The sequence below is a fragment of the Hymenobacter negativus genome (genome assembly GCF_017571495.1).
GTDB classification, from domain to species: domain Bacteria; phylum Bacteroidota; class Bacteroidia; order Cytophagales; family Hymenobacteraceae; genus Hymenobacter; species Hymenobacter negativus.
This window is the reverse complement of record NZ_JAGETZ010000011.1, coordinates 1-25,637: the sequence shown is the minus strand read 5'-3', so window position 1 is coordinate 25,637 and position 25,637 is coordinate 1. Positions and strand designations below refer to the sequence as shown.

The 25,637-nt window shown below is 56.8% G+C and carries 27 protein-coding genes and 1 tRNA gene; 8 read left to right on the top strand and 20 right to left on the bottom strand.

Translation table 11 applies throughout. From position 1 onward, the window contains the following. Positions 1-202: 202 nt before the first annotated feature. Positions 203-667, bottom strand: a complete 465-nt coding sequence (locus tag J4E00_RS20075; protein WP_208177058.1) for an Lrp/AsnC ligand binding domain-containing protein — start codon at positions 665-667, stop codon at positions 203-205. A gap of 412 nt (positions 668-1,079) precedes the next feature. Next, the gene (locus tag J4E00_RS20070; RefSeq protein WP_208177237.1) at positions 1,080-3,287 is read right to left on the bottom strand and encodes a protein-disulfide reductase DsbD family protein; all 2,208 of its coding nucleotides are present in this window, start codon (positions 3,285-3,287) and stop codon (positions 1,080-1,082) included. Positions 3,288-3,553: 266 nt separating this feature from the next. Between J4E00_RS20070 and J4E00_RS20065 the strand changes: the two genes are divergently transcribed. Beyond that, positions 3,554-4,888 carry a hemolysin family protein gene (locus J4E00_RS20065; RefSeq protein WP_236049986.1) on the top strand — a complete coding sequence of 445 codons (1,335 nt, stop codon included), beginning with the start codon at positions 3,554-3,556 and terminating at the stop codon, positions 4,886-4,888. A gap of 126 nt (positions 4,889-5,014) precedes the next feature. On the opposite strand, the gene J4E00_RS20060 is transcribed toward J4E00_RS20065, so the two are convergent. The 11 genes from J4E00_RS20060 to J4E00_RS20010 form a co-directional block, all read right to left on the bottom strand. Continuing rightward, complete coding sequence (locus tag J4E00_RS20060) at positions 5,015-5,593, bottom strand: hypothetical protein (RefSeq protein ID WP_208177056.1); 579 nt, start codon at positions 5,591-5,593, stop codon at positions 5,015-5,017. After that, positions 5,590-6,108 (bottom strand): hypothetical protein, encoded by a 519-nt coding sequence (locus tag J4E00_RS20055; RefSeq protein WP_208177055.1) that lies wholly within the window; start codon positions 6,106-6,108, stop codon positions 5,590-5,592. Before J4E00_RS20055 ends, J4E00_RS20060 begins: the two co-directional genes overlap by 4 nt. A 106-nt stretch (positions 6,109-6,214) precedes the next feature. Next, positions 6,215-6,493 carry a TRL-like family protein gene (locus J4E00_RS20050; RefSeq protein WP_208177054.1) on the bottom strand — a complete coding sequence of 93 codons (279 nt, stop codon included), beginning with the start codon at positions 6,491-6,493 and terminating at the stop codon, positions 6,215-6,217. Between the two features lie 178 nt (positions 6,494-6,671). Continuing rightward, a complete protein-coding gene (locus J4E00_RS20045; RefSeq protein WP_208177053.1) occupies positions 6,672-7,187 on the bottom strand; it encodes a gamma carbonic anhydrase family protein in 516 nt (171 codons plus the stop codon). Between the two features lie 58 nt (positions 7,188-7,245). Further along, entirely contained in the window at positions 7,246-8,232 is a 987-nt protein-coding gene (locus tag J4E00_RS20040; protein WP_208177052.1) for a radical SAM protein, read from the bottom strand. Positions 8,233-8,341: 109 nt separating this feature from the next. Further along, on the bottom strand, positions 8,342-9,109 hold the full coding sequence (locus tag J4E00_RS20035; RefSeq protein ID WP_208177051.1) for an endonuclease III domain-containing protein: 768 nt from the start codon (positions 9,107-9,109) through the stop codon (positions 8,342-8,344). A 167-nt stretch (positions 9,110-9,276) separates the two neighbouring features. Further along, positions 9,277-9,993, bottom strand: coding sequence for an OmpA family protein (locus J4E00_RS20030; RefSeq protein WP_208177050.1), 717 nt, complete (start codon positions 9,991-9,993; stop codon positions 9,277-9,279). 207 nt (positions 9,994-10,200) lie between these two features. Then, the gene (locus J4E00_RS20025; RefSeq protein WP_208177049.1) at positions 10,201-10,479 is read right to left on the bottom strand and encodes a YMGG-like glycine zipper-containing protein; all 279 of its coding nucleotides are present in this window, start codon (positions 10,477-10,479) and stop codon (positions 10,201-10,203) included. A 172-nt stretch (positions 10,480-10,651) separates the two neighbouring features. Beyond that, on the bottom strand, positions 10,652-11,395 hold the full coding sequence (locus J4E00_RS20020) for an OmpA family protein (protein WP_208177048.1): 744 nt from the start codon (positions 11,393-11,395) through the stop codon (positions 10,652-10,654). 118 nt (positions 11,396-11,513) lie between these two features. Beyond that, entirely contained in the window at positions 11,514-12,413 is a 900-nt protein-coding gene (accD, locus tag J4E00_RS20015) for an acetyl-CoA carboxylase, carboxyltransferase subunit beta (RefSeq protein ID WP_208177047.1), read from the bottom strand. Positions 12,414-12,599: 186 nt separating this feature from the next. Further along, a complete protein-coding gene (locus J4E00_RS20010; RefSeq protein WP_208177046.1) occupies positions 12,600-13,646 on the bottom strand; it encodes a class I fructose-bisphosphate aldolase in 1,047 nt (348 codons plus the stop codon). Between the two features lie 188 nt (positions 13,647-13,834). Between J4E00_RS20010 and J4E00_RS20005 the strand changes: the two genes are divergently transcribed. Continuing rightward, positions 13,835-14,875, top strand: a complete 1,041-nt coding sequence (locus tag J4E00_RS20005; protein WP_317196651.1) for an OmpA family protein — start codon at positions 13,835-13,837, stop codon at positions 14,873-14,875. A 529-nt stretch (positions 14,876-15,404) separates the two neighbouring features. After that, entirely contained in the window at positions 15,405-16,412 is a 1,008-nt protein-coding gene (locus J4E00_RS20000; protein WP_208177045.1) for a hypothetical protein, read from the top strand. Between the two features lie 81 nt (positions 16,413-16,493). On the opposite strand, the gene J4E00_RS19995 is transcribed toward J4E00_RS20000, so the two are convergent. From J4E00_RS19995 to J4E00_RS19970, 6 genes are all read right to left on the bottom strand, one after another. Beyond that, positions 16,494-17,483, bottom strand: a complete 990-nt coding sequence (locus tag J4E00_RS19995; protein ID WP_208177044.1) for an MBL fold metallo-hydrolase — start codon at positions 17,481-17,483, stop codon at positions 16,494-16,496. Between the two features lie 207 nt (positions 17,484-17,690). Further along, the gene (locus tag J4E00_RS19990; protein WP_208177043.1) at positions 17,691-18,323 is read right to left on the bottom strand and encodes a hypothetical protein; all 633 of its coding nucleotides are present in this window, start codon (positions 18,321-18,323) and stop codon (positions 17,691-17,693) included. Further along, positions 18,323-19,075 (bottom strand): metallophosphoesterase family protein, encoded by a 753-nt coding sequence (locus J4E00_RS19985; RefSeq protein WP_208177042.1) that lies wholly within the window; start codon positions 19,073-19,075, stop codon positions 18,323-18,325. The genes J4E00_RS19990 and J4E00_RS19985 overlap by 1 nt, the downstream gene beginning before the upstream one ends. A 316-nt stretch (positions 19,076-19,391) precedes the next feature. Continuing rightward, a complete protein-coding gene (locus J4E00_RS19980; protein ID WP_208177041.1) occupies positions 19,392-20,120 on the bottom strand; it encodes a GDSL-type esterase/lipase family protein in 729 nt (242 codons plus the stop codon). Between the two features lie 83 nt (positions 20,121-20,203). Beyond that, positions 20,204-21,043 carry a maleylpyruvate isomerase N-terminal domain-containing protein gene (locus J4E00_RS19975; RefSeq protein WP_208177040.1) on the bottom strand — a complete coding sequence of 280 codons (840 nt, stop codon included), beginning with the start codon at positions 21,041-21,043 and terminating at the stop codon, positions 20,204-20,206. A gap of 80 nt (positions 21,044-21,123) precedes the next feature. Continuing rightward, entirely contained in the window at positions 21,124-22,263 is a 1,140-nt protein-coding gene (locus J4E00_RS19970) for a cystathionine gamma-synthase (RefSeq protein ID WP_208177039.1), read from the bottom strand. 279 nt (positions 22,264-22,542) lie between these two features. Here J4E00_RS19970 and J4E00_RS19965 point away from each other — a divergent pair, with 279 nt between their 5' ends. From J4E00_RS19965 to J4E00_RS19955, 3 genes are all read left to right on the top strand, one after another. Beyond that, complete coding sequence (locus tag J4E00_RS19965) at positions 22,543-23,280, top strand: TVP38/TMEM64 family protein (protein WP_208177038.1); 738 nt, start codon at positions 22,543-22,545, stop codon at positions 23,278-23,280. 102 nt (positions 23,281-23,382) lie between these two features. After that, positions 23,383-23,456: transfer RNA gene (locus J4E00_RS19960), tRNA-Arg, on the top strand. Positions 23,457-23,545: 89 nt separating this feature from the next. Next, positions 23,546-23,881 carry a hypothetical protein gene (locus J4E00_RS19955; RefSeq protein WP_208177037.1) on the top strand — a complete coding sequence of 112 codons (336 nt, stop codon included), beginning with the start codon at positions 23,546-23,548 and terminating at the stop codon, positions 23,879-23,881. 13 nt (positions 23,882-23,894) lie between these two features. Here the strand turns inward: J4E00_RS19955 and J4E00_RS19950 are convergent, their stop codons facing one another. After that, complete coding sequence (locus J4E00_RS19950; protein WP_208177036.1) at positions 23,895-24,485, bottom strand: recombinase family protein; 591 nt, start codon at positions 24,483-24,485, stop codon at positions 23,895-23,897. A gap of 194 nt (positions 24,486-24,679) precedes the next feature. Here J4E00_RS19950 and J4E00_RS19945 point away from each other — a divergent pair, with 194 nt between their 5' ends. Then, entirely contained in the window at positions 24,680-25,081 is a 402-nt protein-coding gene (locus J4E00_RS19945) for a hypothetical protein (protein ID WP_208177035.1), read from the top strand. A 110-nt stretch (positions 25,082-25,191) separates the two neighbouring features. Then, complete coding sequence (locus J4E00_RS19940; protein ID WP_208177034.1) at positions 25,192-25,533, top strand: hypothetical protein; 342 nt, start codon at positions 25,192-25,194, stop codon at positions 25,531-25,533. Positions 25,534-25,637 lie beyond the last annotated feature (104 nt).

Below are 25,637 nucleotides of genomic sequence, written 5' to 3'. Positions count from 1 at the left end.
TAATTGACGATTCAAAGCCTCTCCTTCCTCCATAGAGCAACACTTAAGCTAGTGTAGGAGCGGCCCGACGGCGGAGCCGTCCGGCCGGTTGAAGAGAGGAAACGAAGACCGCCCTGCCATGCTGACCGCGCTGCTCGGTTGGAGAGGCAGGAGCAGCATGGCAGGACGGTCTGCAAATTCAGTCAGTACCCGTCTGGTGCAGCTATGTGAGCTGCGTGGGGCGGTTCACTACTTCTTCCAGCGAAATTAGTGTTTCGGTGCGTTCGATGCCATCGATGGGCTGAATCCGGTCATGGAGCACATCACGCAGATGCTGGGTGTCGCGGCACACCAAACGAGCAAAAACTCCATAAGCCCCAGTGGTGAAGTGAATACTCACTACCTCCGGAATTTCGCGCAGTTGGGTCACCACACTGGTATACACCGAGCTTTTCAGCAGGTAGATGCCCAGGAAGGCACTCACGCCATATCCAAGCTTCTGATAATCAATACGTAGCGTTGCACCCTGCACGATTCCCAACTCCTCAAGACGCGCCATACGGACGTGCACAGTGCCACCCGAAACATTAACCTTGCGGGCAATTTCCGTGTACGGCATTTTCGCATCCTGGATAAGCAGGTTTAGAATGTTGCGGTCAGTGTCATCAAGTTCGTAATTTCTGGCCATTTTTTGCGGAAAGAAGTTAAAGAGAATGTTAAATTAAGGTGTGTAAATTAAATTTATTGTAAATTTTACGTTAAACCAGGGAATTATTTGCATCGCGCAAGTTGTCATATTACATTTGTCATAATCCAAGGCAGAAGGCCGCGGCGCCAACGTAGCAGGAAGATGGCCAATGCATAAATGTCGAATTATTCGGCTTTTTCATTCCCCAACTTCCTTATGAAAGGAATCTTCCTTTCTCTACGGCCGTGGTTGGATACGGAGGAGAAGAGGGGAAAACGAGGCAGCGCATCTGGGTGGGTGCGCGTCTCACACTTGTAAGAGGCGGCCTCTGGGTGGGGGTCGCCTCTTCGTGCTTTCAATCGTTTGGGGAAGACGCTCACTACGCTAAATCAACAACTGGACAGCAAGTTAATTAACGCGCTGCTACTGGCCCACGCTGGTTGCGAAACTGCTTGGCTCCCGCCTGTAAAAAGGCACTAAACTGAGCCACATCGGGCTGGTAAGCCATTGGGGCTACGAGGGGCTTGTTGGTGGCGCCGTCCGGGTCGAGCAGCACGTAGTAAGGCTGGGCATTGAAGCCAAAATTGGTTATTTGGAGGTCGGCATTTTGCTTGCCCAGCGTGGTTTTAACTTGGTTATCATGGGCAGAGGTGTACCACTCCTTCTGGGGCAGTTCGGTTTTATCATCCACGTACAGCGCCACTACCACATAATCGTTGCGCAATTGCTCCAGCACCTGTGGGTCGCTCCACACGGTGGCTTCCATCTTGCGGCAATTCACGCAAGCGTGGCCGGTGAAGTCGATAAAAATGGGCTTGTGCTGCTGGCGTGCAACCCGCTTGGCCTGTTCTAGGTCGAAATAGCCTTCGAGGTTGTGGGGCAACTCAAGGAATTCACCGAAGCGCGGCACTTCGCGGCCGGCGCTATTGCCCGCCGTAGCCACGGCCGGAGCACTACCATTTCCGGCACTGGCCAGCGAAAAATCATGCTTGCTCTGGGGAGGCAGGTAGCCGGCCAGTAAGGGCAGTGGCGCGCCAAACAGGCCCGGCACGAGGTACACGGTGAAGGCGAAGGCCAGCACAGCCATCAGCAGACGTCCCACGCTGAGGTGGTCGAGCGGCGAGTCGTGGGAGAGGCGGAACTTGCCCAGCAAGTAGAAACCGAGCAAGGCCGACAGCACAATCCAGAGCACGATATACACGTCGCGGTTCAGCAACTGCCAGTGGTAGGCCAGGTCAGCGGTGCTCAGGAATTTGAGAGCCAACATCAGTTCCACAAAGCCCAGCACCACTTTCACGGTGTTCAGCCAGCCACCGGAGCGGGGCAGGCTTTTCAGCCAGGAAGGGAAGATGGCAAATAGCGTGAACGGCAGCGCAAAGGCCATCGAGAAACCCAACATGCCCACAATGGGCTGAATCCGCTCGCCCCGGGCCGCCATGCCCAGAATACTGGCCACAATGGGCGCGGTGCAAGAAAACGATACCACCACCAGGGTGAGGGCCATGAAGAAGATACCGGCCCAGCCGCCTTTATCCGCCTGGGCATCTACCTGGTTTACAATCTGGTGAGGCAGAGTGATTTCAAACAAGCCCAGAAACGACAGGCCAAAAACCACGAATACGATAAAGAAAATCAGGTTGGGCAGCCAGTGCGTAGCAATCAGGTTCGGGCCGTCTTCACCCAGTAGCACCGATACAAGTACTCCCATCAGCACGTAGATGCCGATGATGCTGGCTCCGTACACCAGCGCTTTGAAGATGCCACGCTGCCGACTGTCGTTGCCGCTGGTGAAGAGCGAAACCGTCATGGGCACCATGGGGAACACGCAGGGGGTGACCAGCGCGGCCAGCCCCAGCGTGAAAGCCAACAGTGCGAAGCCCCACAGGCCGCCGGCTTCCTTCACCGGGTCGGGGGCCGTTGCGACGGCGGTGCCGGCTGGTGCGGGCGCTACTTCGGCCGGAGCATCAGGTGCTGGAGCAACGGCAGTTGCTTCAACTGCAGACGCCGAATCAGGAGCAGTAGTCGCCGCTTCCGCTGGCTTGGTAGGAGCAGCGACGGCAACGGCTGCGGTGGCTGGTTTGGCGGGCGCATCAGCGGCTGGGGGTACGGCACCGGTAGCTTTGGCCGGAGCAGCGGCACCGGTCACGGTGAGCGGGCCGAATTTCAGGGTTTCGTTGCCGGGCACGCAGCGGCCGTCCACGTCGGTGCAGGTCTGGTAGTCGGCATCGCCGGAGATGGTGAGCGGGCCGGGCTGGAGTACTTTAATTTTCTGGCGCAGCTCACCGGTTTTTTCCCAAAAAGCCACTTCGCCGTTAAATACGTCGTCGTGCTCATGGTGCGACTTGATGGATTGCAGCTTGCCCACCAGCGCGTAGGCTGGGCTGGGCTTAAACTTCATGGTGAAGACTACCGGGCCGGTATCCTCACTGAAATCGGAGGAGTAAAGGTGCCACTTATCGTCGATGCGGGCCGTGATGATGAGCTCGACCTCCTCGCCTACTTTGGCGGTGGGCTTACTCAGGGCCGTGCTCAGGTGGGTGGGCACGAGAATCTGTGCGGCGGCCGAACCAGTCAGCCCAATCCACAGCATCAGCGCGTTAAGTATCCAAATATTCTTCATCACGATAGTTTATGTCGCAGGCTTGTTGCTTCAGTTAGGCATCGCTAACAGTCAGACGACCGTTCTCGTTTATAATTACCATCACTTCCGCAGCCTACTAGTCGTCGCCATTGACGAGTCCTTACGGGCTCAACGGCCCACAAAATAAACCCCACTTCGTGACAAACTGGTGAGTTGATTACACATTAGACCAACCACCTGCGCCAAACTGCGTACTTTTGGGCAACAATGGCCCCCAGACCGACCGCGTCGCGGGGGCCGCCGACATGGGTTTACAATTACTATTGACCGTTTTACTTGTTCTGGTAAACGGATTTTTCGTGGCTGCCGAATTCTCGCTGATTCGCGTACGGCTTTCGCAGCTGGAGATAAAAGCCAAGGAAGGCAGCCGCCTCGCTGGCCTTGCCCTGGGCGTATTGCGCAAGCTTTACGACTACCTATCAGCCACGCAGTTGGGCGTCACCATTGCCTCGCTGCTACTGGGTGCAGTGGGTGAAGAACTGTTTACCGAATTTTTCCTGGGCGTGCTGCCCAAGTTGGGGCTGAGCATCTCGGCGGGCACGGCCCACAGCATTGCCATCGCACTGGGCCTGATTGTGCTCACGTTCCTGCACGTGTTGTTTGGGGAGCTATTTCCGAAAGCGCTGGCCATTCAGCGGCCCGAAGCGGTGAGCCTAGCACTGGTACTGCCCTTGCGCGGCTTCTACTACATTACCCGGCCCCTAACGTGGTTTCTCTCGAAAGCCAGCAACCTGCTGCTGGGCGCGGTAGGCATTCAGAACGTACATGGCACCGAGGCTCACACTTCCGACGAGTTGCGCCTCCTCATTGACCAAAGCAAGGAGAGCGGTGAAATTCAGGATTCGGAGCACGAGCTGATTGAGAACGTGTTCCAGTTCAACGACCGGATGGTGAAGCAGATTATGGTGCCCCGCACCAAGCTTTCGGCCCTAGACGTGAACGCGCCGGCTGAGACCATTCTGGACTTGGTATTTGCCGAAGGTTTTTCGCGGATGCCGGTGTACGAGGGCAACATCGACAACATCGTGGGCGTGCTCAACGTGAAGGACCTGCTACCCATCATTCGTCGCGGCGAGCCGGTAGAGCTGGCCCGCATCATGCGCCCGCCCTTCTTCGTGCCTGAAACCAAGAAAATTAACCGCCTGCTGCGCCAGTTTCAGCGCAAGCACATTGTGATGGCCATTGTGAGCGACGAGTTCGGCGGCGTGTCGGGCATCGTCACCATTGAGGACATTATGGAAGAACTGGTGGGCGAAATCCAGGACGAGTACGACAACGAGGTGCCCGTGGTGGAGAAGGTGACCGAGGACGAATACCGCGTGAACCCTGCCACGCCCATATCCGACGCCAACGAGTACCTCCCCTTCCCCCTGCCCGAAGGCGAAGACTACGAAACCGTGGGTGGCTTGCTTAATGTCATCTACGGCAGCATTCCGGAAGTGGGCGATGTAGCCGTGCTCGACCCTTACGAGTTCCGGGTGCTCCAGCGCTCACGCCGCGCCGTGGAACTGGTGCAGCTTCGGGTAACCACCCCTCTGGAGCGCGAAGCACCACGCGGCGAGCTCGACGACGAACTGTAGTACATTCCTGCCGTCATCAAGCAGTGTGAACCTACCCCAAAGGGCTCCCTCCTACTCTAGCGGGCTTCCAACAAGCCCGTAAAGAACATACGGGCTTGTTGTAGCCGCAGCGAGTGGAGCGGGCTGTTACTGTTTGGTTGGGCCAACCACGCGCGCAGCAAAAGCACGCAGCGCTACCTGAGCTTTTTTGCTAGGCAGAAATGTCCGCCGCCCCGTTGGACCGCCTATCAATAGGGTTTGCATTGGGCTGTTGAGGTATTCCCGCAGTTGGGCAGGCGTCAGATAAGCCTCCAGGCGGGAGAGAGTACCCTGGCCCTTTGGCTCGGCATATAAAACCCGTGCGGCCAGCAAGGACACTGGTCGGCCAGCGGTAGATAGCAACAGGGTGTCAATTGGGAATTTTACGGCTGCTGGTGCCACCACGGAAAGGTGCAGCAGTCCATATCGGGGAATCTGGGCTGAATCACGAGCCACAATATCCACCTCAGCTGTCTGCTGCTCGTTTGGCCCCATGAACTGTTGAGGCTGAAGAAAATACTGCGTCACCCCCGGCCCAACATACAGTTCCCGGATAGCCCGGTTGGCAGGCCCGGCAGGTACACTGCCACTGCTGGCTGGTAACCCGCGTCCTGCCATCGTCACGCATGCGCCCAAGCCGATGGCTGCTACACCGAAGCCCACGAGTCTCATAAGCAGCCAGCTCATAGCAGTAGGTTGCCCTTATAGGGCTTAGGTGCGTCGTAATAGCTGCGCGCCACCACCGAATCGCGGGTGAGCAAGTTCACGACGTGAACGTTGCCGGACTTGGCTTTTCCTACATAGCGCACGTTGAATTCGCTGTTGCGACCACGCAGCAGGGCCAGCTGTGCGGCACTTGGGAGGGCCTTACGCCCCACCACCTGCCATACCGCATCAGGCTCGACCAGCACCTGCAAGTTGGCGGGCACCGGCGGCATGGCAATGCCCAGGTACACGGTCTCGGTTGGGCTGCCGGCCACAATGCGGTGCAAGGGCTGGTTGAAGCGGGGATGAAAGTTGAAGCGCCGCTCGTAGAAAGCCGTCGACGCCGTATCTGGCATTGCTTCGTGGGTACCTTTTGGCAGCCGGTACACAGCCGTAGGTCCAAAGTATACAGTCCCGCTTTGCTTGTGGGCTTGTTGGCAGCCAGCCAGGAGTGCCAGTGTAAGCAACACGGCCCAGCCATTAAAACGAAAGGTCATTGAGAGAATTAGAAACTGTTTTACAATAAAAAAGCCGGAGCATCGCCCCGGCTTTCTCGTAGTTGAAACGGCCCCAAACAGGACTTAGCCGCAACCAAATCAAAAACTATTCGCCCGTTACCATCGTGGTGAACTGCTGGTAGATGAACAGAATGTTCGACTGTTTCATATCCACCGTCGACACACGCGTAATGCCACCTTTTTTAGCTGCCGCCTGGATGGAGGCATCGCCACCAAACGACAGAACGCCTAGAAATACCGTTGCAGTAGAGCTGCCCACTTTGCTACCGATTGGGTTGCTGGACACTGCTACGGGCAGGGTGATGGAGCACGAAGACAGTGCGAACGAAGCCCCTGCTAAGGCAAGGAGGAGAACTTTTTTCATAAACGTAAACTGTGAAAGGGTTTGGGAAAGGTGACTACAATCGCTCAAATCTGATTTTGTTGAGCTACTGCCAATCCGCACAAAGGTACAGCTACGTTTAAGGATGGCACTATTTTAATAGACAAATAAGCCAAAAATATTAGCGAAAATTACAGCATGCATAAGCATTCTTATGCTTTTATACAGCTAGCCAGCTCGCATATGTCTGGTAATTAGCGGCAGTGCGCCGCAGGCCTTCCCGCTGCTCATCCGTCACGGGTTTAATTTTTTTAGCGGGCACCCCGGCATAGAGAAAGCCCGGTTCGCACACGAAATTTTCCAATACCACAGCCCCAGCCGCGATGATGCAGCCTGTGCCGACCACCGCGTGGTCCATTACGATGGCCCCCATACCGATGAGTACATCGTTTGCCACGGTGCAGCCGTGTACCAGCGCCCGGTGCCCGATGCTGACGCGGCTCCCGATGCTCAACGGGGCCTTTTGGTAAGTGCAATGCAAGACAGCGCCGTCCTGAATGTTGGTTTCGTCGCCGATGCGGATGCTGTGCACATCCCCGCGAATCACGGCCGTGAACCAAACGGTGCATTTCGAACCAAGGTGAACATCGCCAATAATGGTAGCGTTTTCAGCAACAAAGCAGTCGGCAGGAATGGTGGGCGAGATGCCGTGAACGGGGAGGATGAGAGCAGGCATTTTTTAAATTATGCAGTGAGCAATGCGTAGGGAAGCATGATATTCTTTTCTTGGCATACTATGCTACTCCGACCAGCCGCTTCCAGGTGCCTTTTTCCCAGTTATACTTCAACGTGCTGGGTAGGGCCTGCCAGAAATACTTGCTCGTTTCCACTGCGAAGCTGGGCTGCATGTAGCAATTGATAGTGCAGCCCTCGCACTGCGGCAAGCGGCCTTCCAGCGCAGCTAAGCGCTGGGTTTCAGGCGCATTATACAGTTCAAACAGCTTGCCATCGATGGGAAATTTCTGCTCGCCGAGGTGGTAACAGGGCAGCACCAATTCGTTGCTGGGCGAGATAACCAGCGTGGTGCTAGCGGCCCGGCACACGGGCGCAGCCACGTGGTTGCCGCCGTCGCGCCGCAGTTGAATAAAGGCTTCGTTCAGATACACGCCTTTGCGCCGGCCAAACGCGGAAAGGTAGTCCAGCTCCTCGGGAGTCAGCTGCTCGCCGGTTTCCACGTCGCCGTATTCAAAAGCGGGGTTTAGGATGAGGACGAGGCCATTGGGCTGGGTGATGTCGCGGTACACGGCCTCCAGGTCTGCCAGGTTCTTGCGGAAGACGGTGAAGAGAATATCCGGCCGCTCGCCCAGCTCTTTGGCCACACGAATGCTTTCGAGCACGAAATCGTAGCAGGCCACGCCGCGGCCCAGGTCGTGGGTGTCACGGTCGGCCGAGTCGAGCGAGAAGTGCAGCATGTCGACCTTGCCCCGCAGCTTTTCCGCGTTTTTGGGGTAGAGCAGGCCGTTGGTCGTAACGGTGGTGATGAAACCCATTGCGCGCGCCAGCCCCAGGAACTCGGGCAGCTGCCGGTGCAGCAGCGGCTCGCCGCCGGTAAAATCAATCACCGACACCCCCAGTCGCTTGAGGTCGCGCAGGTTTTGGGTTACGTCTTCGAGCGTGATGTAGGGCGAAGGCTTCTCCCAGATATCGCAAAACGCGCATTTCGCATTGCAGCGATACGTGACGTAGTAGTTGCAAAGGACGGGGTGCTTAACAAGACGCATATTCTGAGCGGTCAGCCGTTAGCTCTTAGCTATCAGTTTTTTATATTCCGGGCTATTCAGCCGCTATAACGAAGCTAATAGCTAATAGCTAACGGCTGACTGCTCAGGCCTAATGCGGCAGCTTGCCCCAGGCGGCCGCGTCCCACTTGGCAGGGGTAGCGACCAGTACCTCGGCCGTGGCCGGGCCGTAGTGCTCCTCGTAGTAGTTACAGAAGCCTTTTAGGGGGCAGCGGGGGCAATTTGGCTTTAGGAAAAAGCAGATTTGCTGGCCGTGCCAGTAATTGTGTTTGTGGAAATTAAACAGCGTTTCTGCATCAGCCGGCAGCAGGGCCAGCAGCACGTTGTGAGCTTTTTCCACCGACACCTTTGGTCCCAGAAAGCCTACTCGCTGCGCCACCCGGTGCACATGCGTATCGACGGGCAGCACTGGCTTGTGGTAGTTGAAAAGTAATAGCAACGAAGCCGTTTTCAGGCCGATGCCGGGCATATCCGTCAGCCACTGCATGCCCTTTTCCGTCGGCCAATCGGCCAGAAAATCCAAGTCTAATGGCCCACCCGTTTCGGCCCGAATGCGGCGCAGGATTTCCTGAATGCGCGGAGCTTGCGTGTCGGGCCAACGTGTGGTTCGGATGGCGTGGGCCAGCTCAGCTGTGGGGGCAGCCTCCACCCCGGCCCAGTCGCCAAAGGCCTCCAGCATACGGTCGTAGGCCAGTTCTTCGTCGGCGTGGGTGGTGCGGTGCGAGAGGACAGTCGAAATCAACTCGCGCATGGGCGTGCGGCGCGGCTCAGGCGGCAAGTGGCCGTAGAACTGGTCAAGAATCTGGTGGTCGGCCCCGGCCTTTTCGGCGGCGGATGAGGTGTAGCTTGTCTGAACCACGGATTTGTCGTTTTAGCGGATTGGTTGGATTTTGTGGATGAGATATAAACGGAAAAAGCCACCCAGAAGGCGGCTTTTTCTATTCAATCTTACTACTCGGGTTTATAAAGTCAGTCGCTCACAAAATCCGACCAACTTGCTAATCCGACAAATCCGTGGTTCAGACCTTACAGCTGGCCTTTCTTAGCGGCTTTCTGCATCTTCTCGTTGGCGAAGATAGCCACTTCTACGCGGCGGTTGGCTGCTTTGCCGGTAGCAGTGGTGTTGTCGGCCACGGGTTGGGTCGAGCCGTAGCCTGTGGCCGTGATGCGGGCTGCATCAACGCCCTGCGCCTGGATTTCATTCGAAACAGCCTGAGCACGGCGCTCCGATAGGGGCTGGTTGATGGCATCCGAGCCAGAGCTATCGGTGTGGCCTTCGATGGTTACGTTGGTATCAGCATATTTTTTCAGCGTGGCAGCCAGCTGGTCAATGTTGCCGGCAGCTTCTGGGGTCAGGCTCGAAGAGTTCGAGCCGAAGAGGATACCCGAAGCGAAGGTGATTTTGATACCTTCACCTACACGCTCTACTTTGGCACCTTCCAAGTCACGGCGCAGTTCAGCAGCCTGCTTGTCCATTTTGCGGCCGATAAGAGCACCAGCCGTACCGCCTACGGCAGCACCAATAATGGCCCCGGTAGCAGTACCCGACTTACCACCAATCAGGCGGCCGGCTACACCACCGGCTACTGCGCCACCCAAGCCGCCAATGAGGCCGCCTTTGAGGGTTTTGCTCATACCTTTCGGCTTATCCGTCGAAACGGTAGTGGTTTGGGCCTGCGCGAAGTTATTTACCAACAGCAGCAGCGCAAACAGGAATGCGAGGGACGAACGAAGAAATTTCATGTTTAAAAAAGGGTTTGGATAAAAAAGCCCGTGTAGAACTACAACGAGTGCAATGGGCCGGCAAGTACGCTATTTGCAACCACCTTGCCAAACTCACGCTGCCAAGTATAAACCGAACTCGTTTAGTTCGCCTGTCTGCCCGATGAATCACAAAAAAAGCCCCGCTGTGCCGCAGGGCTTTCCAAATCAAGCGACAATAAAGCCGACTTATTTCTTGTTTCGGTAGGCTTCGTAGCGGGCGGGGTCTTTCTTCTTGTCCTTGTTGCGGCCAATCAGGCCACCGCCAACAACACCAGCCGCACCACCAATAATGGCCCCTTTGCCGCCGCCAATTACGGCTCCAGTTACTGCACCCGCACCGCCGCCAATAGCCGCACCTTTGGCCTTATTGCTCCAGCCTTTTTTGGGCGTCTGTGCCTGCACAGCCGAAGCGGCCATCATGAAGAACATCAATAGAAAGGCAAGTATTAAACGAGGGAATTTCATGGTTCAAAGGAATTAGAATGAATAGGGAGGGAACACCTGGTTTTAACGCATGCAGGCAAAACAGGGTTGTTGGTATGGCAACAAGCAGGTTTCTGCCCTTGGCTACAAAAGCAAAAAAGGCTGCCTAGACAGGCAGCCTTTTTCCAACTGGTCGAAACAACTGACAGAGGCATTAGAGCGAACCGTTCTCGGCAGCTTTTTTCATTTTTTCGTTGGCATAGATGGCAATTTCCACGCGACGGTTGGCTTGTTTGCCTTCGGGCGTCGAGTTGTCGCCTACGGGTTGGGTCGAACCGTAGCCCTGGGTCGTGATGCGGCTCGAAGCTACCCCTTTGGCAATGGTTGAGTTGGCCACAGCTTGAGCACGACGCTCCGACAGGGGCTGGTTGATGGCATCGCTGCCGCTGTTATCAGTGTGGCCTTCAACCAGGACGTTGGTATCGGGGTATTTCTGCAGAATGGCCGCCATCTTAGTGATGTCCGATTCTGAAGCCGGGCGCAGTGTAGCCGAATTGGTATCGAAGAGAATGCCCGAATCGAAGGTAATTTTGATGCCCTCGCCTACGCGTTCAACTCTAGCGTTCTGCATATCTTTCTGCAGGTCGGCTGCTTGTTTGTCCATCTTACGCCCAATGATTGCGCCGGTAGTGCCGCCTGCAGCCGCACCCACAATAGCACCAATGGCTGTGCCCTTGCCGCCGCCTAATAGGCCGCCTACTACGCCACCAAGTACGGCGCCACCACCAGCGCCAAGTAGGCCACCTTTGGCAGTTTTGCTCATGCCGGTCTTACGTACGCCGGTGCCGTTATTCGAGGATAGGTCAGGCTGGGTAGTGGCTTGCTGTGAAGTGGCGCAGGAACTGAATAGCAGCACAAAGGCCATCAGAACAGAAAGAATCGATTTGGAGGTATTCATGTGAAAAAAGAGATTGGTGAAGTTACTTCGAGCCGTATACGGGAAAAACCCGCTCCGGTATCGGAAACGGGTTTTTCAAGAAGTGTGCCGAAAATAAAAAACAGCCTCTACAAGCGTTCTACTGCACTTTTGTAGCGCGGCGGGCTGGTGCTGGAGTGGCCGCAGCTACCGGCGTAGGCTGAAGCATCCCCAGCAAATCAGCCAGTTTCTGCTTCAGGTCGCGTCGGTCCACAATGAAATCTAGAAAGCCATGCTCCAGTACAAACTCGGCGCTCTGAAAGCCTTTGGGCAAGTCTTTACCAATGGTTTCCTTGATAACCCGCGGGCCAGCAAAACCAATGAGTGCTCCCGGCTCGGCAATATTGAAATCGCCGAGCATGGCAAACGAGGCCGTGACGCCGCCGGTAGTCGGGTCGGTGAGTAGGCTCACGTAGGGCACGCCGGCTTCGGATAGCAGGGCCAGCTTGGCCGAGGTTTTGGCCATCTGCATCAGCGAATAGCCGGCTTCCATCATGCGGGCCCCGCCGGAGCGCGAAATCATGAGGAACGGCGTGCGGGTTTGGCGGGCATAATCAATGGCACGGGCAATTTTCTCACCCACCACCGAGCCCATTGAGCCACCAATGAACTTGAAATCCATGGCAGCTACTACCAACGGCTGGCCGGCGCTTTGGCCGTGGGCGGTGCGCACGGCATCCTTCAGGCCGGTATTGCGCTCGGTGGCCGCCACGCGCTGCGGATAAGCCTTGGTATCCACAAAATGCAGTGGGTCGCCCGACGTGAGGTCGGCGTCAAGCTCGGTGAACTCGCCTTTGTCGAAGAGAATTTCGAAGTAATCGGCGGCGTCGATGCGGTCGTGGTGGCCGCAGTTGCCGCACACGTACAGCAAGCGCTTGTGCTCGGCCATGGTAGCTACGGTCTTACACTCCGGACACTTGTACCAGAGGCCGTCGGGGGTCTCTTTTTTCTGCTCGGTAGGGGTCACAATGCCCTTTTCTACGCGCTTGAACCAGGCCATATTTCTGTAGCTGTAAGCTGTTAGCGAATGGCTATTAGCTGTTTTTTTTAGGAAGAACCGCGAGCCGAGGCCAGCGGCGAGTCAATTAAAACCGAATTAAACTGGTCGTCAAAGATTCGTCAAAGATAAGGCATCGGCTCCGGCTGCGGCACGGCAAAATCGTGCGACAGTCCGTTAACCGCCAACTTATGCCAGCGTAATGGCGGGGTTAAGGTATATGTCCTGAATGGCATGCAATACATCCACTCCTTCGGCAAAAGGCCGCTGGAATGCCTTACGGCCCGAAATCAGCCCTTGGCCGCCCGCCCGCTTGTTGATGATAGCCGATTTCAGCGCCGCTTCTAGGTCGCCAGCCCCGTGGCTCTCACCGCCGGAATTGACAAGACCAATGCGGCCCGCGTAGCAGTTCAACACCTGGTAACGCGTCAGGTCGATGGGGTGGTCGGAGCTGAGCTGTTCGTACATCGCTGGAAATGTTTTGCCGAATTTCAGGGCCGTGAACCCGCCATTGGTTTCCGGCGATTTCTGCTTGATGATGTCGGCTCCCATGGTCACACCCAAGTGGTTGGCTTGGCCGGTAAGGTCGGCCGCAACGTGGTAGTCTTTCTCAGCTGTCTTAAAGGAATTGTTGCGCGTGTAGCACCACAGCACGGTGGCCATGCCCAAGGCGTGGGCTTCCTCAAAAGCGGCAGTGATTTCCTTAATCTGGCGGTTGCTTTCGGCCGAGCCGAAATAAACGGTGGCACCCACAGCCGTCGCGCCCAGGTCCCAAGCCTGTCGCACCGAGCCAAACAGCACTTGGTCGAACTTATTGGGATAAGTCAGGAGCTCGTTGTGGTTGATTTTGACGATAAACGGGATTTTGTGGGCGTATTTCCGTGCCACCGCGCCGAAAGTGCCGAACGTAGTCGTCACGGCGTTGCACCCGCCTTCCACGGCTAGGCGCAGGATATTTTCGGGGTCAAAATACATCGGGTTGGGTCCGAAAGCGGAGCCGGCGGTGTGCTCAATGCCTTGGTCGACGGGCAGGATGCTGAGGTAGCCGGTGCCGCCCAGCCGGCCGTGGCTGTAAATGGCGCCGAGGCTGCGCAGCACTTGCGGCGTGCGGCTGCCAGGCACAAAGCAGCGGTCCAGAAAATCGGGGCCGGGGAGTTGCAGCAGGTCTTTGCTCACGCGGGCGGTGTGGGTGAGCAGGGCTTCATTTTCGGGACTCAGGACAAGGGACGAAGGCATTGGCGGAGGATGAAGCGCAGCCGGCCAGAACGGCGGCAGTCGGGGTGGGAGGTAAACAAATATAGACCGAAAATGCAGGGTGAAAGCCGTTTTTAGCGAATCAAGCAAGGGTTAAGCGCTACCTTGCTACGCCAACGCGGCCGGACAGTCCGGCCGCCGAAGGCCCGGCGTTGCGCCTTTCTGCTCCTGTGAAATCTTCTGTAAAAGCCTTCTCTCCTGCCCTACTGGCCCTTTCGCTGCTGGCCGCCCCTGCGCTCAATAGCTGCGTAACAGCCAAAAAATACGACGACCTCAGCGCCCGCCAAAAGGCCGATGCCGAGGGCAAAGCCGCCGCTGAGCGCCAGTACCGGGGCGCCACCGCCGAGCTGCAAAAAGCCACCGACGAGTTGGCCCAGCTGCGGCTCACCCAGAAGCGCCTCGTGAATGACTCGGCTGAAACCGGCTCAGCCTACCGCAAAACCCGCAGCCTCTACAACGAGCTGAACAACAGCTACGACAAGCTGCTTAAGAACAGTGACCGGGAGCTGGCCAATAAATCATCTGACTATAACAAGGTGGCCAAAGACCTGGCTCGCCGCGAAGCCGAACTGGGTGAGCTGGAAACCAACCTCCAGAAGAGCAAAGCCGACAATGACCGCCTTGCCGCCGACCTCAAAACCCGCGAAGCCCGCCTGACTGAACTCACCAAAGCCTTAGCTGATAAGGACAAGGCCGTAGACGACCTGAAGGCCCGCGTGAGCAAGGCCCTCCTCAGCTTCAACAGCAGCGACCTGCAAGTGAAGCTGAAGGATGGCAAAGTGTACGTATCGCTTTCCGAGCAGCTCCTCTTCAAATCAGGCTCCACCAAAGTAGACCCCAAAGGCCAGGAAGCTTTGAAAAAGCTGGCCACCGTGCTTCAGGAGCAAAAAGACGTGAACGTAGTAGTGGAAGGCCACACCGATAACGTGCCCATTCTGCGCGGCACCGCCGGCCTCACCGACAACTGGGACTTGAGCGCGTTGCGCGCCACCGAAATTGCCCGCTTGCTCACCACGGCTGGTGTTTCGCCGGAACGCGTCACGGCCTCGGGCCGCAGCCAGTACGTGCCCGTAGCAGCCAACGACACCCCCCAGAACAAGGCCATGAATCGCCGCACCGAAATCATCCTAACGCCTAAATTGGATGAGCTGTTTCAGATTCTGGGCAGTAACTCGGCCGCGCCGGCCGCAGCACCAGCAGCTGGCAAATAAGGGCCGTTATGTTGTCGGTTTTCAGCTGATTTAGAATAACTTCGCCAAGCGCGGCTGCTCTACCGGCAGCCGCGCTTTGTTTTATCATTTTTCAACCCGATTTATGCGTTCACCTTTCCTGATTCGCAATCTTATAATCCTCGCTTGTTGGTGGGGTAGTGTGCTCACCGCCAGCGCCTCTCATAATTTGGGAAGCGAGCTAACGTACGAGTATATCGGCACACCAGCCAATCCTAATCGGTACCACGTAGTGGCGCGCCTGTTTCGGGACCTCAGCTCTGCAATTGATGAACCTTCCACCGTATTAACCTGTGGTAAAGAAGAGTGTGGTAATACATTGTTTGGCAGCTTTACTACTACCCTGATGCGCACTAGCACCACGCCCGTTTCCACCGGCTGTGCTACTACCGGCCTAAGGTATGCAGTAGATGTCTTGGAAGGTCAGGTATCTCTATCACCAGCTCACTGGACTCTCAGCATCAATCTATCTAACCGGCAAAGGGGAATTATAAACGTTGCACAGTCAGATATGCTGACAGTATTCTTAAAGGCAGAACTCGATAATACCAACGGCATCATCAATTCCTCGCCGCGTTTCACCACCGCCCGCATCATTCAGCTTACCAGCACCCAGCCCCAGCGCTACAGCGCCAGTGCATTTGATATCGAAGGCGACTCGCTGGTTTATCAATTGGTGCAGCCACTTGCTCAACCCACAGCAGCAGCTTCCTGCGGCTTCTCAACTATGGGTGCTATTGCTCCTCATTTCCAGATAAATGCTGCTTCTGGCGAACTACTTACCATAGCCGGGCCCGTCCAACAAGGACTTTATGCCATGGCGGTGCGGGTGAGCGAATACCGACGACTAAACGGCACCTGGCAGCTAATCGGCAGCATCGCCCGCGACATGAACTACATCGTTTCGACGGGCACCAATCAGACACCAACATTTACCCGCGTGGTCCGCACGGGCAGTCCTGGCACCCAACTGATGGGCCAGCCGATTTCTGTCAATCCTGGCCAAATGCTCTCACTCGCCCTCACGGCCACCGACGCCGATGCGGGTCAGACCCTTACGCTCACCAGCAGCACGGCGGGCGTAGTATCCAGGGCCGTCTTCCAGGACATGGGCGGCGGGCAGGGCCAATTGACGTGGCAGGTGCCCGCTGCTTTTCCGTTGGGGCGCTACCCCCTCACCGTCACAGCTTTTGATGATGCATGCCCGGCCGCTGGGGTCGCTGTTATTACGCTGCCTATTGTGGTTACGCAGCAGGTGCTGGCTACGCGGGTGCGGCAGTTGCTGGCGCAGGCACCGCATCCGGCCCCCTTCCAACATGACGTTCGATTTCAACTTACGGAACCTGGCCGCCAGCCGGTGACCATTGTGGATGCATTGGGCCGCACGGTGGCCCAACTCACCACAGCAGCCGATGGCAGCGTGGTGTGGCAGCCGGCGTCGGGCGTGGTGGCAGGGCTTTACTTCGCTCGCAATCAGAATGGTAGTCAGGTGGCTCGTTTGTCGTACAGCGGCCGCTAGTAGTTTGCATTGTTATTTAATCAAAAGAGGCCGCCCCATAATCGGGGCGGCCTCTTTTGATAATGCCGGTATGAGCCAGCCCTAGCGCTCCCACCACTGCGAATTGAGTGGGCCGTTTGCCACATCTACGCGCTGGCCGGGCGCGGGCAGCAGCAATTGCACGTCGGGCGCAGCCGCTTCCAGAAGGCGTTGCACGGGCTGCCGCCAGGCATGAAACGCCAGGTTGAACGTGCCCCAATGCAACGGTAGCAATGGGCCGCCACCCAGTAACTGGTGCGCGGCCAGGGCATTGTCGGGGCCGAGGTGGATGTTGGCCCACTCCGGGTCGGAAGCACCAATCTCCAGCATCACCAAATCGAAAGGGCCGTAGGCGGCTCCAATTTGTCGGAAGCCTTCATCAAAGGGGCCGGAATCGCCACCGAAGAAAACTTTGTGTTGCGGTCCCAGCAGGCACCACGAGGCCCACAAGGTGTCGTTACGGGTGAGGCCGCGGCCGGAGAAGTGACGGGCGGGTGTGGCAACCAACGTGAAATCAGGCGCTAATTCAACGGTTTGCCACCAGTTGCGCTCGGTAATATTGGCGGCGGGCACACCCCAGCGGCGCAGGTGAGCGCCCACGCCCAGCGGGCAGAAAAACGGTACGCCGGTTTTGCCCAGCCAGCGAATGGCCGCTGAGTCGAGGTGGTCGTAATGGTCGTGCGAGAGGATGACAGCATCCAGTTTAGGCAGTTTGTCCAGGGGCAATGGCGGGGCGAAAAACCGCTTCGGGCCCACCAGTTGAGAGGGCGAGGCCCGCTCACTCCAAACCGGGTCGGTGAGGAAGCGTCGGCCATCTATTTCAATAAGGGTGGTGCTGTGGCCTAGCCAGGTAACCCGCAACGCATCGGCGGGTACGGGAGCGGCCAGTGCAGCGGCATCAGCCCGGAAAGGGCCAAGCGGCGCTTTGGGCTCGCGTTCGGCTCTGTCGAACAAGTAGCGTTTCAGCAGTGCGCCGTAGCCCGAGGGCGGGCTGACCGATGTGGGCAGGGTGTTGTGATAGACTTTGCCGTCGTAGCGGGCCTGAACTTGCATGGAATCTGGTTGAGCGACACCTTGGATAGCATCTGCGTTAGCGCAAGACGCACGGGCGGTCCGGATATTTTGCTTATTACCGCTCCATACTATCAAACTTGTCTCGCCGCAGTCAGCGACTTTGTAACACAAAAAAACCGACAGCTCATAGAAGCTGTCGGTTTTCCGTTATTCCATCAGATTTCTTACCGACGACTGACCTATTGATTAAAAATCAGCTTTCACGCCCAGCGCCAACGTCAGCAATTGGCCGAAGCCCAGGCCACCGTTGCGGTTGTTGAGGTAGCTGGCCAGGTACAAATCGTTGCTACCCAATTCGTAGTATACCGATATTTTGCGCGGCTGACCAGTAGCCGCAACGGGCGGGGCCAGAAACGTGACGCGGCTGCCCAGTAGCGGACCATAGCGCGTATCAGTCGAGAACCAGTAATAGTCACTCGAATATTGCCCCTTCAACTCGTCGTTGATGGTGCCGTGGGTATAGCTAAAATACGCGCCTACCGTGATAGGCACCACCTGAAACTTCTCGCCCACCGGCAGCCGGAAAGGCGAATACATAAACTTCAGCGAGGCCAGACTGAGCGTGGAGCCAGCATAGTGCTTGGGCACGTAGCCGATAAGGATGTCGGTTTCAAGCCGGTCTTTTGAAAATTCGTAGCCAGCACCAGCAGCTACCATACCCAAGCCGCCGCCGGTTTGCAGGGCCAAGTGCTTGGGCCGGTACCAGGGGCGCTCAGGCTGGGTGCCAGCCGCTGGTTTGGCGGCAGAAGTATCGGGCGGGGTGGCAGCTTGTGAGGCCAACGAAGCCAGCAGCAGAACGGGGAGTAATAGCTTTTTCATTAGAAAGCGACGCGTTTGATACGGAACTGTTTATCGCCCCACACGGTGACTATCATGTAGTGGCGCTCCGAAAACGCATCGGAATTGACGTAGGTAACGCCATCATTGTAAGGCTGGCCGATGGTGTAGGAATGGTTGTGGCCATTCATTTCAAACACCAGGTTGGGCGCTTCGCGTAGGGCCTGCACATAGGGCGCGCGCAGCGCAGGGTCGAAGTCTTCATTGGTCGGCGGCACGTGGCAAACCACCACCTGGCGACGCGCGCCGTTGAGGCTGGTAAGCTGCGAACGCAGCCAGGGCATATCGGGAGCCGTGCCGTTGAAGTTGTATTCGCGGCCGTTGGTGTCTACCATTATGAATTTGGTGTCGCCGTACACAAAGGAGTAGTTGAGGGCCCCAAAAATGTGTTGATACGTCGGCTGGCCATTGCCCACTAGGTCGTGGTTGCCGATAACGGTGACGTAGGGCACCGTCAGGCGGCGCAGCTTTTCATCCACCCATTTCATTTCGCGGGCCAGGCCGAAGTCGGCAATGTCGCCGGCCAGCACTAATAGGGAGATACCTGGCAGCTTGTTCACACTGGTCACCAGGTCTTCGGCCTCGTCGTAAAACTGCTGCGAGTCGCCGGTAAAAATGAAGCGTAGGGTATCGCCAGCGGGCAGGGGCCGGGCCGCCAGCTTGGCTAGGTTTTTCTCGGTGAGGTTGGTGAATTCTTCCGGAACGCGGTGGTCGTTTGGACTGAACTCAATCATTTCACAACCCACCAAGCCCGCTAATGCGGCTAATGGTGCCAGCCTTTTCCACGGCCGGAAAACAGTACTACTCGTCATACCTCATACACCGACTCAAAGACGGCTCGTAAAAAACAGAATTAAAACAGAATCGGTCCTTTAACCGCGTTTTAGAAAGCAGGGTTAATAATTAATTCTTTTTTTATACATCATCAACGCAATTCCCGCTCATTTTCTGCCGGTTACATACTGGCAGATACCTTCTATCTCCATCGAGCAGCATAAACCGAATCGGATGGTGCCCAGCGCTTCTCTAAGGCGCTACTGTGAGCAAGTATCAGTTGAGCAATCCGCGTATCACGGGCAATGCCAATTGGGCCCATTGGTGCATTTGCGGGCCAGAATAATGCAAGCCATCGTGCGCAAACTGATTGGCGCCGCCGGCAGTTGCCCGGGTCTGGGGCGTGATGTTGACGTAGGCCACACCTGCCCGCTGGCACTCATCCTGCGCCACGGTATTAAACCCATCAATTTCCAGCCCGATTTGGGCCGGGTCCTGTCGCTGCTTCCGGGCAAACGGCGACTGCCCCCAATCCGGAATTGAGAGTACGAAAACCCGGTTGGCGCGTCCATTGGCCAAGCCCACCGCCGTACGCAGCAGTTCCCGAAACTCGGTGCGGTACCGCACCACCGATTGGCCCCGGTACTGATTGTTCACACCAATCAGCAGCGAAACCAGGCCGTAGGTAGCAGGCTTATTGGCGGCTGCAATGGCGGTTTGCAGCTCAGAAGTAGTCCAGCCAGTGCGGGCAATGATATCAGGCGCTTTCACCCCTATCCCCTGCTGTCGTGCCAGGGCCGCCAGCTGCACTGGCCAGCGTTCCGCCTCGCTCACGCCCTCCCCAATGGTGTAGGAATCACCCAGCGCCAAATACGCTGTTTCATTGCCCATTGGCATTGAGCCAGTCGAACGAGCGGAAGCAGCCGTAGTGCCGATTGGCAGCGGCCCGGCACAGCCCCCACCCAACATGAGCAGGAACGAAAACAACAATGAAAGCAAGCGCATGGCGGCAATAATTCGGCGAAAAACTGCCGTAGGTACGCCAGGCAATTCTTGCCGGATTTTTCAGGCATGGTGCTGCCGCAGCCTTACGCCATCACCGCCACCAGGCCGAAGAATGGCGCGATGAGTTGTTCATTACCACCCACCTGTGCCAGCTGCCGGGTTTCGGCTGCACTCAGCGCTTTGGTGAACAGCTTCCAGGCATGGTCCGGTGCTAGCGTGACCGTGGCTGCGGCCACCGCCTGCAAGCTCTCGGCCAGTTGCCAGCCTTTGCTGCTACGTTCCAGCTGCCAGGTGCCACCCAGTTCCGGCCCGATGGTGACTTGCACACGGGTACCAGCGGGCGCTGCTACCTCCCGGTAAGCGTGCGGCAGGCCGCGCATGAAAGTTTCAATAAGGGGCCGGAATAGCTCGGGCGTCATTAGCGCTTCGGTCTGGTCCACGGCTTCACGGATTTGTTGCTGATGGTGCCACTTCTCGGTGTAGTCGCGGGCAATGTGGAACCAGTTCAGCGACTCGCTTTCGCCGGCCCATGCCACTGAAAACGCAGCCGTTGCCCACGGGTCGAGCGTATTCAGATAGGCCGTGTACTCAGCCCCCGATGCTGCCAGCAACTCCACCAGCACGGCCGGGCTGAGGCGACGCGCGGCCCGCACCCAGTCGGCATTCAGGCCGTTGAGGTAGGCCACCATGCCAGCGTAGCTGAAGTCGTTGGGCTCTTCACCAAAATACCCGTCGCGCAGCATCGAAAGCGTGCGCAGGTTGCCGTCGAGCAGATGTGCGGCAATGTCCTTCACCGTCCATTGGCGGGCCAGGGTGGGACGCGCCCAGTCGGCGGGCGTGAGAGAACGGAGCAGCTCCAACAGCTTTTTGTCCAGCACCGAGAAGAGCGGCAGGGTTTCGATGGGAACGGAAAACGGTGGCATATTTCTGGAAAGGGTTAAAAAAGAACGTCATGCGGAGCTTACCAAGCATCGCATGACGTTCTATATTCTACTTCCGAAAGCTAGCCGATGGCCTGCGCCAAATCTGCAATCAAGTCTTCGGCATCCTCAATACCCACACTCAGGCGGATGAGCGAGTCGCTAAGGCCAGACTTGCGGCGCTGCTCGGCCGGGATGCTGGCGTGCGTCATGGTAGCCGGGTGGCCCGAAAGGCTTTCCACGCCGCCTAGGCTTTCGGCCAGGGTGAAGTACTGGAACTTCTCCAACACAGCAATGGCATCTTCCTGGCGGTCGCCTTTGAGCACGAAGGAAATCATGCCGCCAAAGTCGCGCATCTGCTTAGCCGCCACGCTGTGGTTGGGGTGGTTTTCAAAGCCGGGCCAGTACACCTTCTCCACTTTGGGATGGTGGCGCAGGTATTCAGCCACGGCGCGGCCGTTTTCACAATGGCGCTGCATGCGGATGTGCAGCGTTTTGAGACCGCGCAGCACCAGGAAGCAGTCCTGGGGACCTGGGGTGCCGCCGCAGGCGTTCTGATAGAAGCTCAGGCGCTCGTGCAGGCTGTCATCGTTCACCACAAGGGCGCCCATCACGGTATCAGAATGGCCAGCCATGTACTTCGTAAGCGAATACATCACGATGTCGGCCCCCAGGTCCATCGGCGTTTGCAGGTAAGGCGTGCTGAACGTGTTGTCGACGGCCAGCAAGGCCCCAGCTTCCTTGGCCACGGCGGCGGCGGCCGCGATGTCGATGATGTTGAGCAGCGGGTTGGTCGGCGTTTCCACCCAAATCAGCTTTGTTTTCTCACTTACCACGGCACGCACGGCTTCCATGTCGTGCATGGGCACAAAGTGGAATTTGATGCCAAACGGCTCGTATACTTTCGTAAACAGGCGGTAGCTGCCACCGTAGAGGTCATTGGTCGAAATCACCTCGTCGCCGGGTTTCAGCAGCTTCATCACGCAGTCGATGGCGGCCATGCCGGACGCAAAGGCGATGCCGTGCTTGCCATTATCGAGGGCGGCCACGGCGGCTTGCAGCTGCGAGCGGGTAGGGTTGTGCGTGCGCGAGTACTCAAAGCCCTGGTTCTTACCGGGCGAGGTTTGCACGTAGGTTGAGGTCTGGTAAATGGGCGTCATAATGGCCCCCGTGGCGGGGTCCGGGTGCACGCCGGCGTGAATGGCTTTGGTGGCGAATTTCATGGGTGGGCTGTAAGAGTTGAGGGCCGCGCGGGCCGAGAGCAAAGGTCGGCTTTTAATCGGAAATGGGCGGTTGAAGACAACTAACTACCCATAGCATCGACGGGGTTGGGTTTTAGCGAAACCCCTGCGGTTGCTGTTACCTACCCCACGCTCAACATCAAATACCCAATCCCCCTCACCAAGAAGCCCGAGTACCTGCATTTTCGGCCTGACCGCACTTTTCACCGTACTTGCAGGGCGAAGCGCTGCTGCCTTATGGTTGGGCTTCGTTCTAATTGTATGCTGCAAGTTTTGCGTGAGCTTTTCCGAAAGAATCTCTCCACCCTGCTGTCTATGGTGTTGTTGGTGGCGGTGCCGTTGCTGGGCAGCTCATCGCTCACGTTCGTGCTCTACCGCAACCAAGAGTTTCTCGAAAACCTCACCACTGCCCAAAGCCTGCTCTACTTCGTCATTGTGGGCGTGGCAATGGCCTTCTCTCTGGTAAATACGACAGCCGTGGTGCTCATAACTGGCTTTTACCTCGGCTGGAGCGGTTTTCCGGGCATGGTGGTGGCCTATGCACTCGCCGCGCTGGTCGGCTACCAGATTGCCACCACCCTCGACCATGGCAAGATGCTGGCCTTCCTCAGCCACTTCCCCAAAGCCGATGCCGTAATGAAAGAGCTGAAAACGGACAGCTGGCAACTGATTTTCCTCACCCGTGTATCGCCCGTCACGCCCTTCGCGCTCATGACCTTTGTGCTGGCCATCATGCGGGTGCGTCGCTGGCCCTTCCTGCTGGCTTCCATCGCCGGCATGCTGCCCCGAAGCCTCTTTTTCTACTGGCTCGGTACCAAAGCCAAAGATGTGTTCACGCTACTGAAAGACCCTGGTACTGGCACCACTGGCAAACTGCTACTGCTGCTATTGGTAGTCGCCTCGTTTTTCGGCATCTATTACCTATTCAATCAAGCTCTGAAACGTGCCCTAAGCAAAGGTGCTGCCGAAAGCCTCAAAAAATCTCCGACTGATTATTAGCCACTTGCTGCCGAGAGCGCATTTTTCTTCACTAAAAAAGCACGCTCAACTTGTGTAGCAGCTTTTTTTGCTCTTACCTTTGTGCTCCCAACACGGGAAAAGGGTTGCATAGCTCAATTGGATAGAGCATCTGACTACGAATCAGAAGGTTTAAGGTTCGACTCCTTATGCGACCACATAAAAGGCCCTCGGCAGCACGCTGAGGGCCTTTTTTATTTTTCCGTGTCAGTTTCCGTGTCAGTCTACACTTTCCAAGCCCATCGCTATGGCAGTTTACATTACAACCGACGGCATAACAAGTGTTCGCCTTATGGCGATGATAAAGAACGAAATCAATGCCAAAAACATAAAAACTTGGCAGTTCAACACAGGAACGGGCTTTCTCCACGCTACAGCAAAAGGCCGGTGGAATAAAGGTGGCTACCTTGAAGTTCAACCGTCCAAAAACCCCAATGAGCTAATCCTTTACTATAAAGTAGTAAAGGGCTCTACTCTTGAGCCAGGAACTTATGGTGTCCTGAATGGACGCTTTATTGAAATGATGATGAATCACTTCAAAGGGTTTTACACCAAAATTATCGCTAAGGACATTCGTTCATAAAAAAACTACGCCCTCAGGTAGCGGTTGACCGTGCCGACCGATACGCCGTGGCCTCCGAAATCTTCCGCTGGCTGAGGGCCTCGGCACCGAGACGCTTTACTTTCGCCACAATGTCGACATCGGTGGGCCGGCAGCCGTGCTGGTACTCCTCCCCCGCCGCGGCAACCTCCGCGCGCTTGCGGGCCTGGCCCAACCGCACGTTCTCCGAGTGGCGCTGGTTGCGGTAGTCGGCAGCCCAGGAGATGATGGCTTTGAAGAGGCTGGCCACAGGGCCGGTCGTGTTGAGCTGCGGCTCGCAGTAGCTCCAGAATTGGACCCCGGCCTGCTCCAGTGCGGCCGTGTGCTCAAACACCTTCTCGATGCCCTCGCTGCTGAAGCGGTCCAGCGCAAACACGCGCACCAGGTCGAAGCGCCGCTTGCCAGCATCGCGCATCAGTTCCTGGAAGGCCTTGCGGTTCGAGCTGCCCCCCGACTTCTCGTCGACGTACTCCTTTATAATCGTATCACCAGCCCGCTCCGCCTCGCGGCGCAGCAGCACCAGCTGGTTCTCGGGGTTCTGGTCTTTGTCGGCCGTTGATACACGGGCGTAGAGGGCAACTCGCATGCCCGAAATTACCCGCTAAAAACGGGTATTTCTGGGAGGCTACCGCGTTTACGAAACGCATCTACTTTTTGCGTTTCGTGAACGTTGATTGCTCGACGAGTTTTTTAAACTCACCAGGTGCTGCAGTCGCTTGTTAGCCGCTTATTCTGCGCCCCGGCTAGTAGTTTAGGAAACCGAGGGTTTCTTTGCGCACGATGACGTTAGCCTACACCCTTGACCAGATGATTGCGCTACAAAGTGGTGGCGGCTATTTCGATTTGCATAATAACTACGAACTCGTGAGCGCCCTGCGCGACGGAGCCCGCGGCTACCTCCACTTTGCAAAACGGACGGCTGCGTGGATGAAAAAGGCCGACCCTTCCCATCTGGCCGTGGTGTTTGAACACGTGACTCATTTTCAGGTCAGCGAAGGGATGCCGCTACCCACCAGCATTCAAGAAATAGGGTTCAAAGAGCCGGACGACTTTGATAACGACTCGTGGATGCTGGAACTTGGCCTTGGCCCGGTCCATATGCTATTTCGACTGGATGACGACCACTTTATCCGAATAGGAGCGGACGCCTCATTCTTACTGACGAGTTGGCCCACCACTTAACTGCTCGTCGGCCCAGTTCATTTAAACGGTCCGAAAGTAAAACTGCTTTGTTTAGTAAAGGGAGGGTGATTTTAGCTTGTGCCCAGCTGCTGCCTTTGACTTCCACCCGTATGCGCCTAAAATGGACCTTGTTTCTGCTTGCGTTGGTCGGGTGCCGGCCCCACGATGTGGAAAACGCCCGACTCGTCGGCACCGTGACCGACCGGCGAACCCAGCAGCCGGTGAAGGGTGCCGTGCTGTATTTGGAAACAGCCTATTACCGGGGCGGGGACAACGACAGCTACAACGGGTACCGGCACGATACGCTGACGACGGATGCGGAGGGACGCTTTACGGCCACGTTCCCGCTGCTTTGCTACTTGGCCATTGAAGTCAAGCAAGCTCCACAGGACACCCTTGTTTACGCCCAGGAAATCTACTCCAAGAATATCCGCGTGGACATTCGATTATAGTTCAGCGAAACGGTGGTCTAAATTAACGAGCCATTAATTTTAATAGACCTTTGCTAGCAGGTATTACTTCGCCGCACTAGTTCCCTGTGTCTACTTCTTTGCGC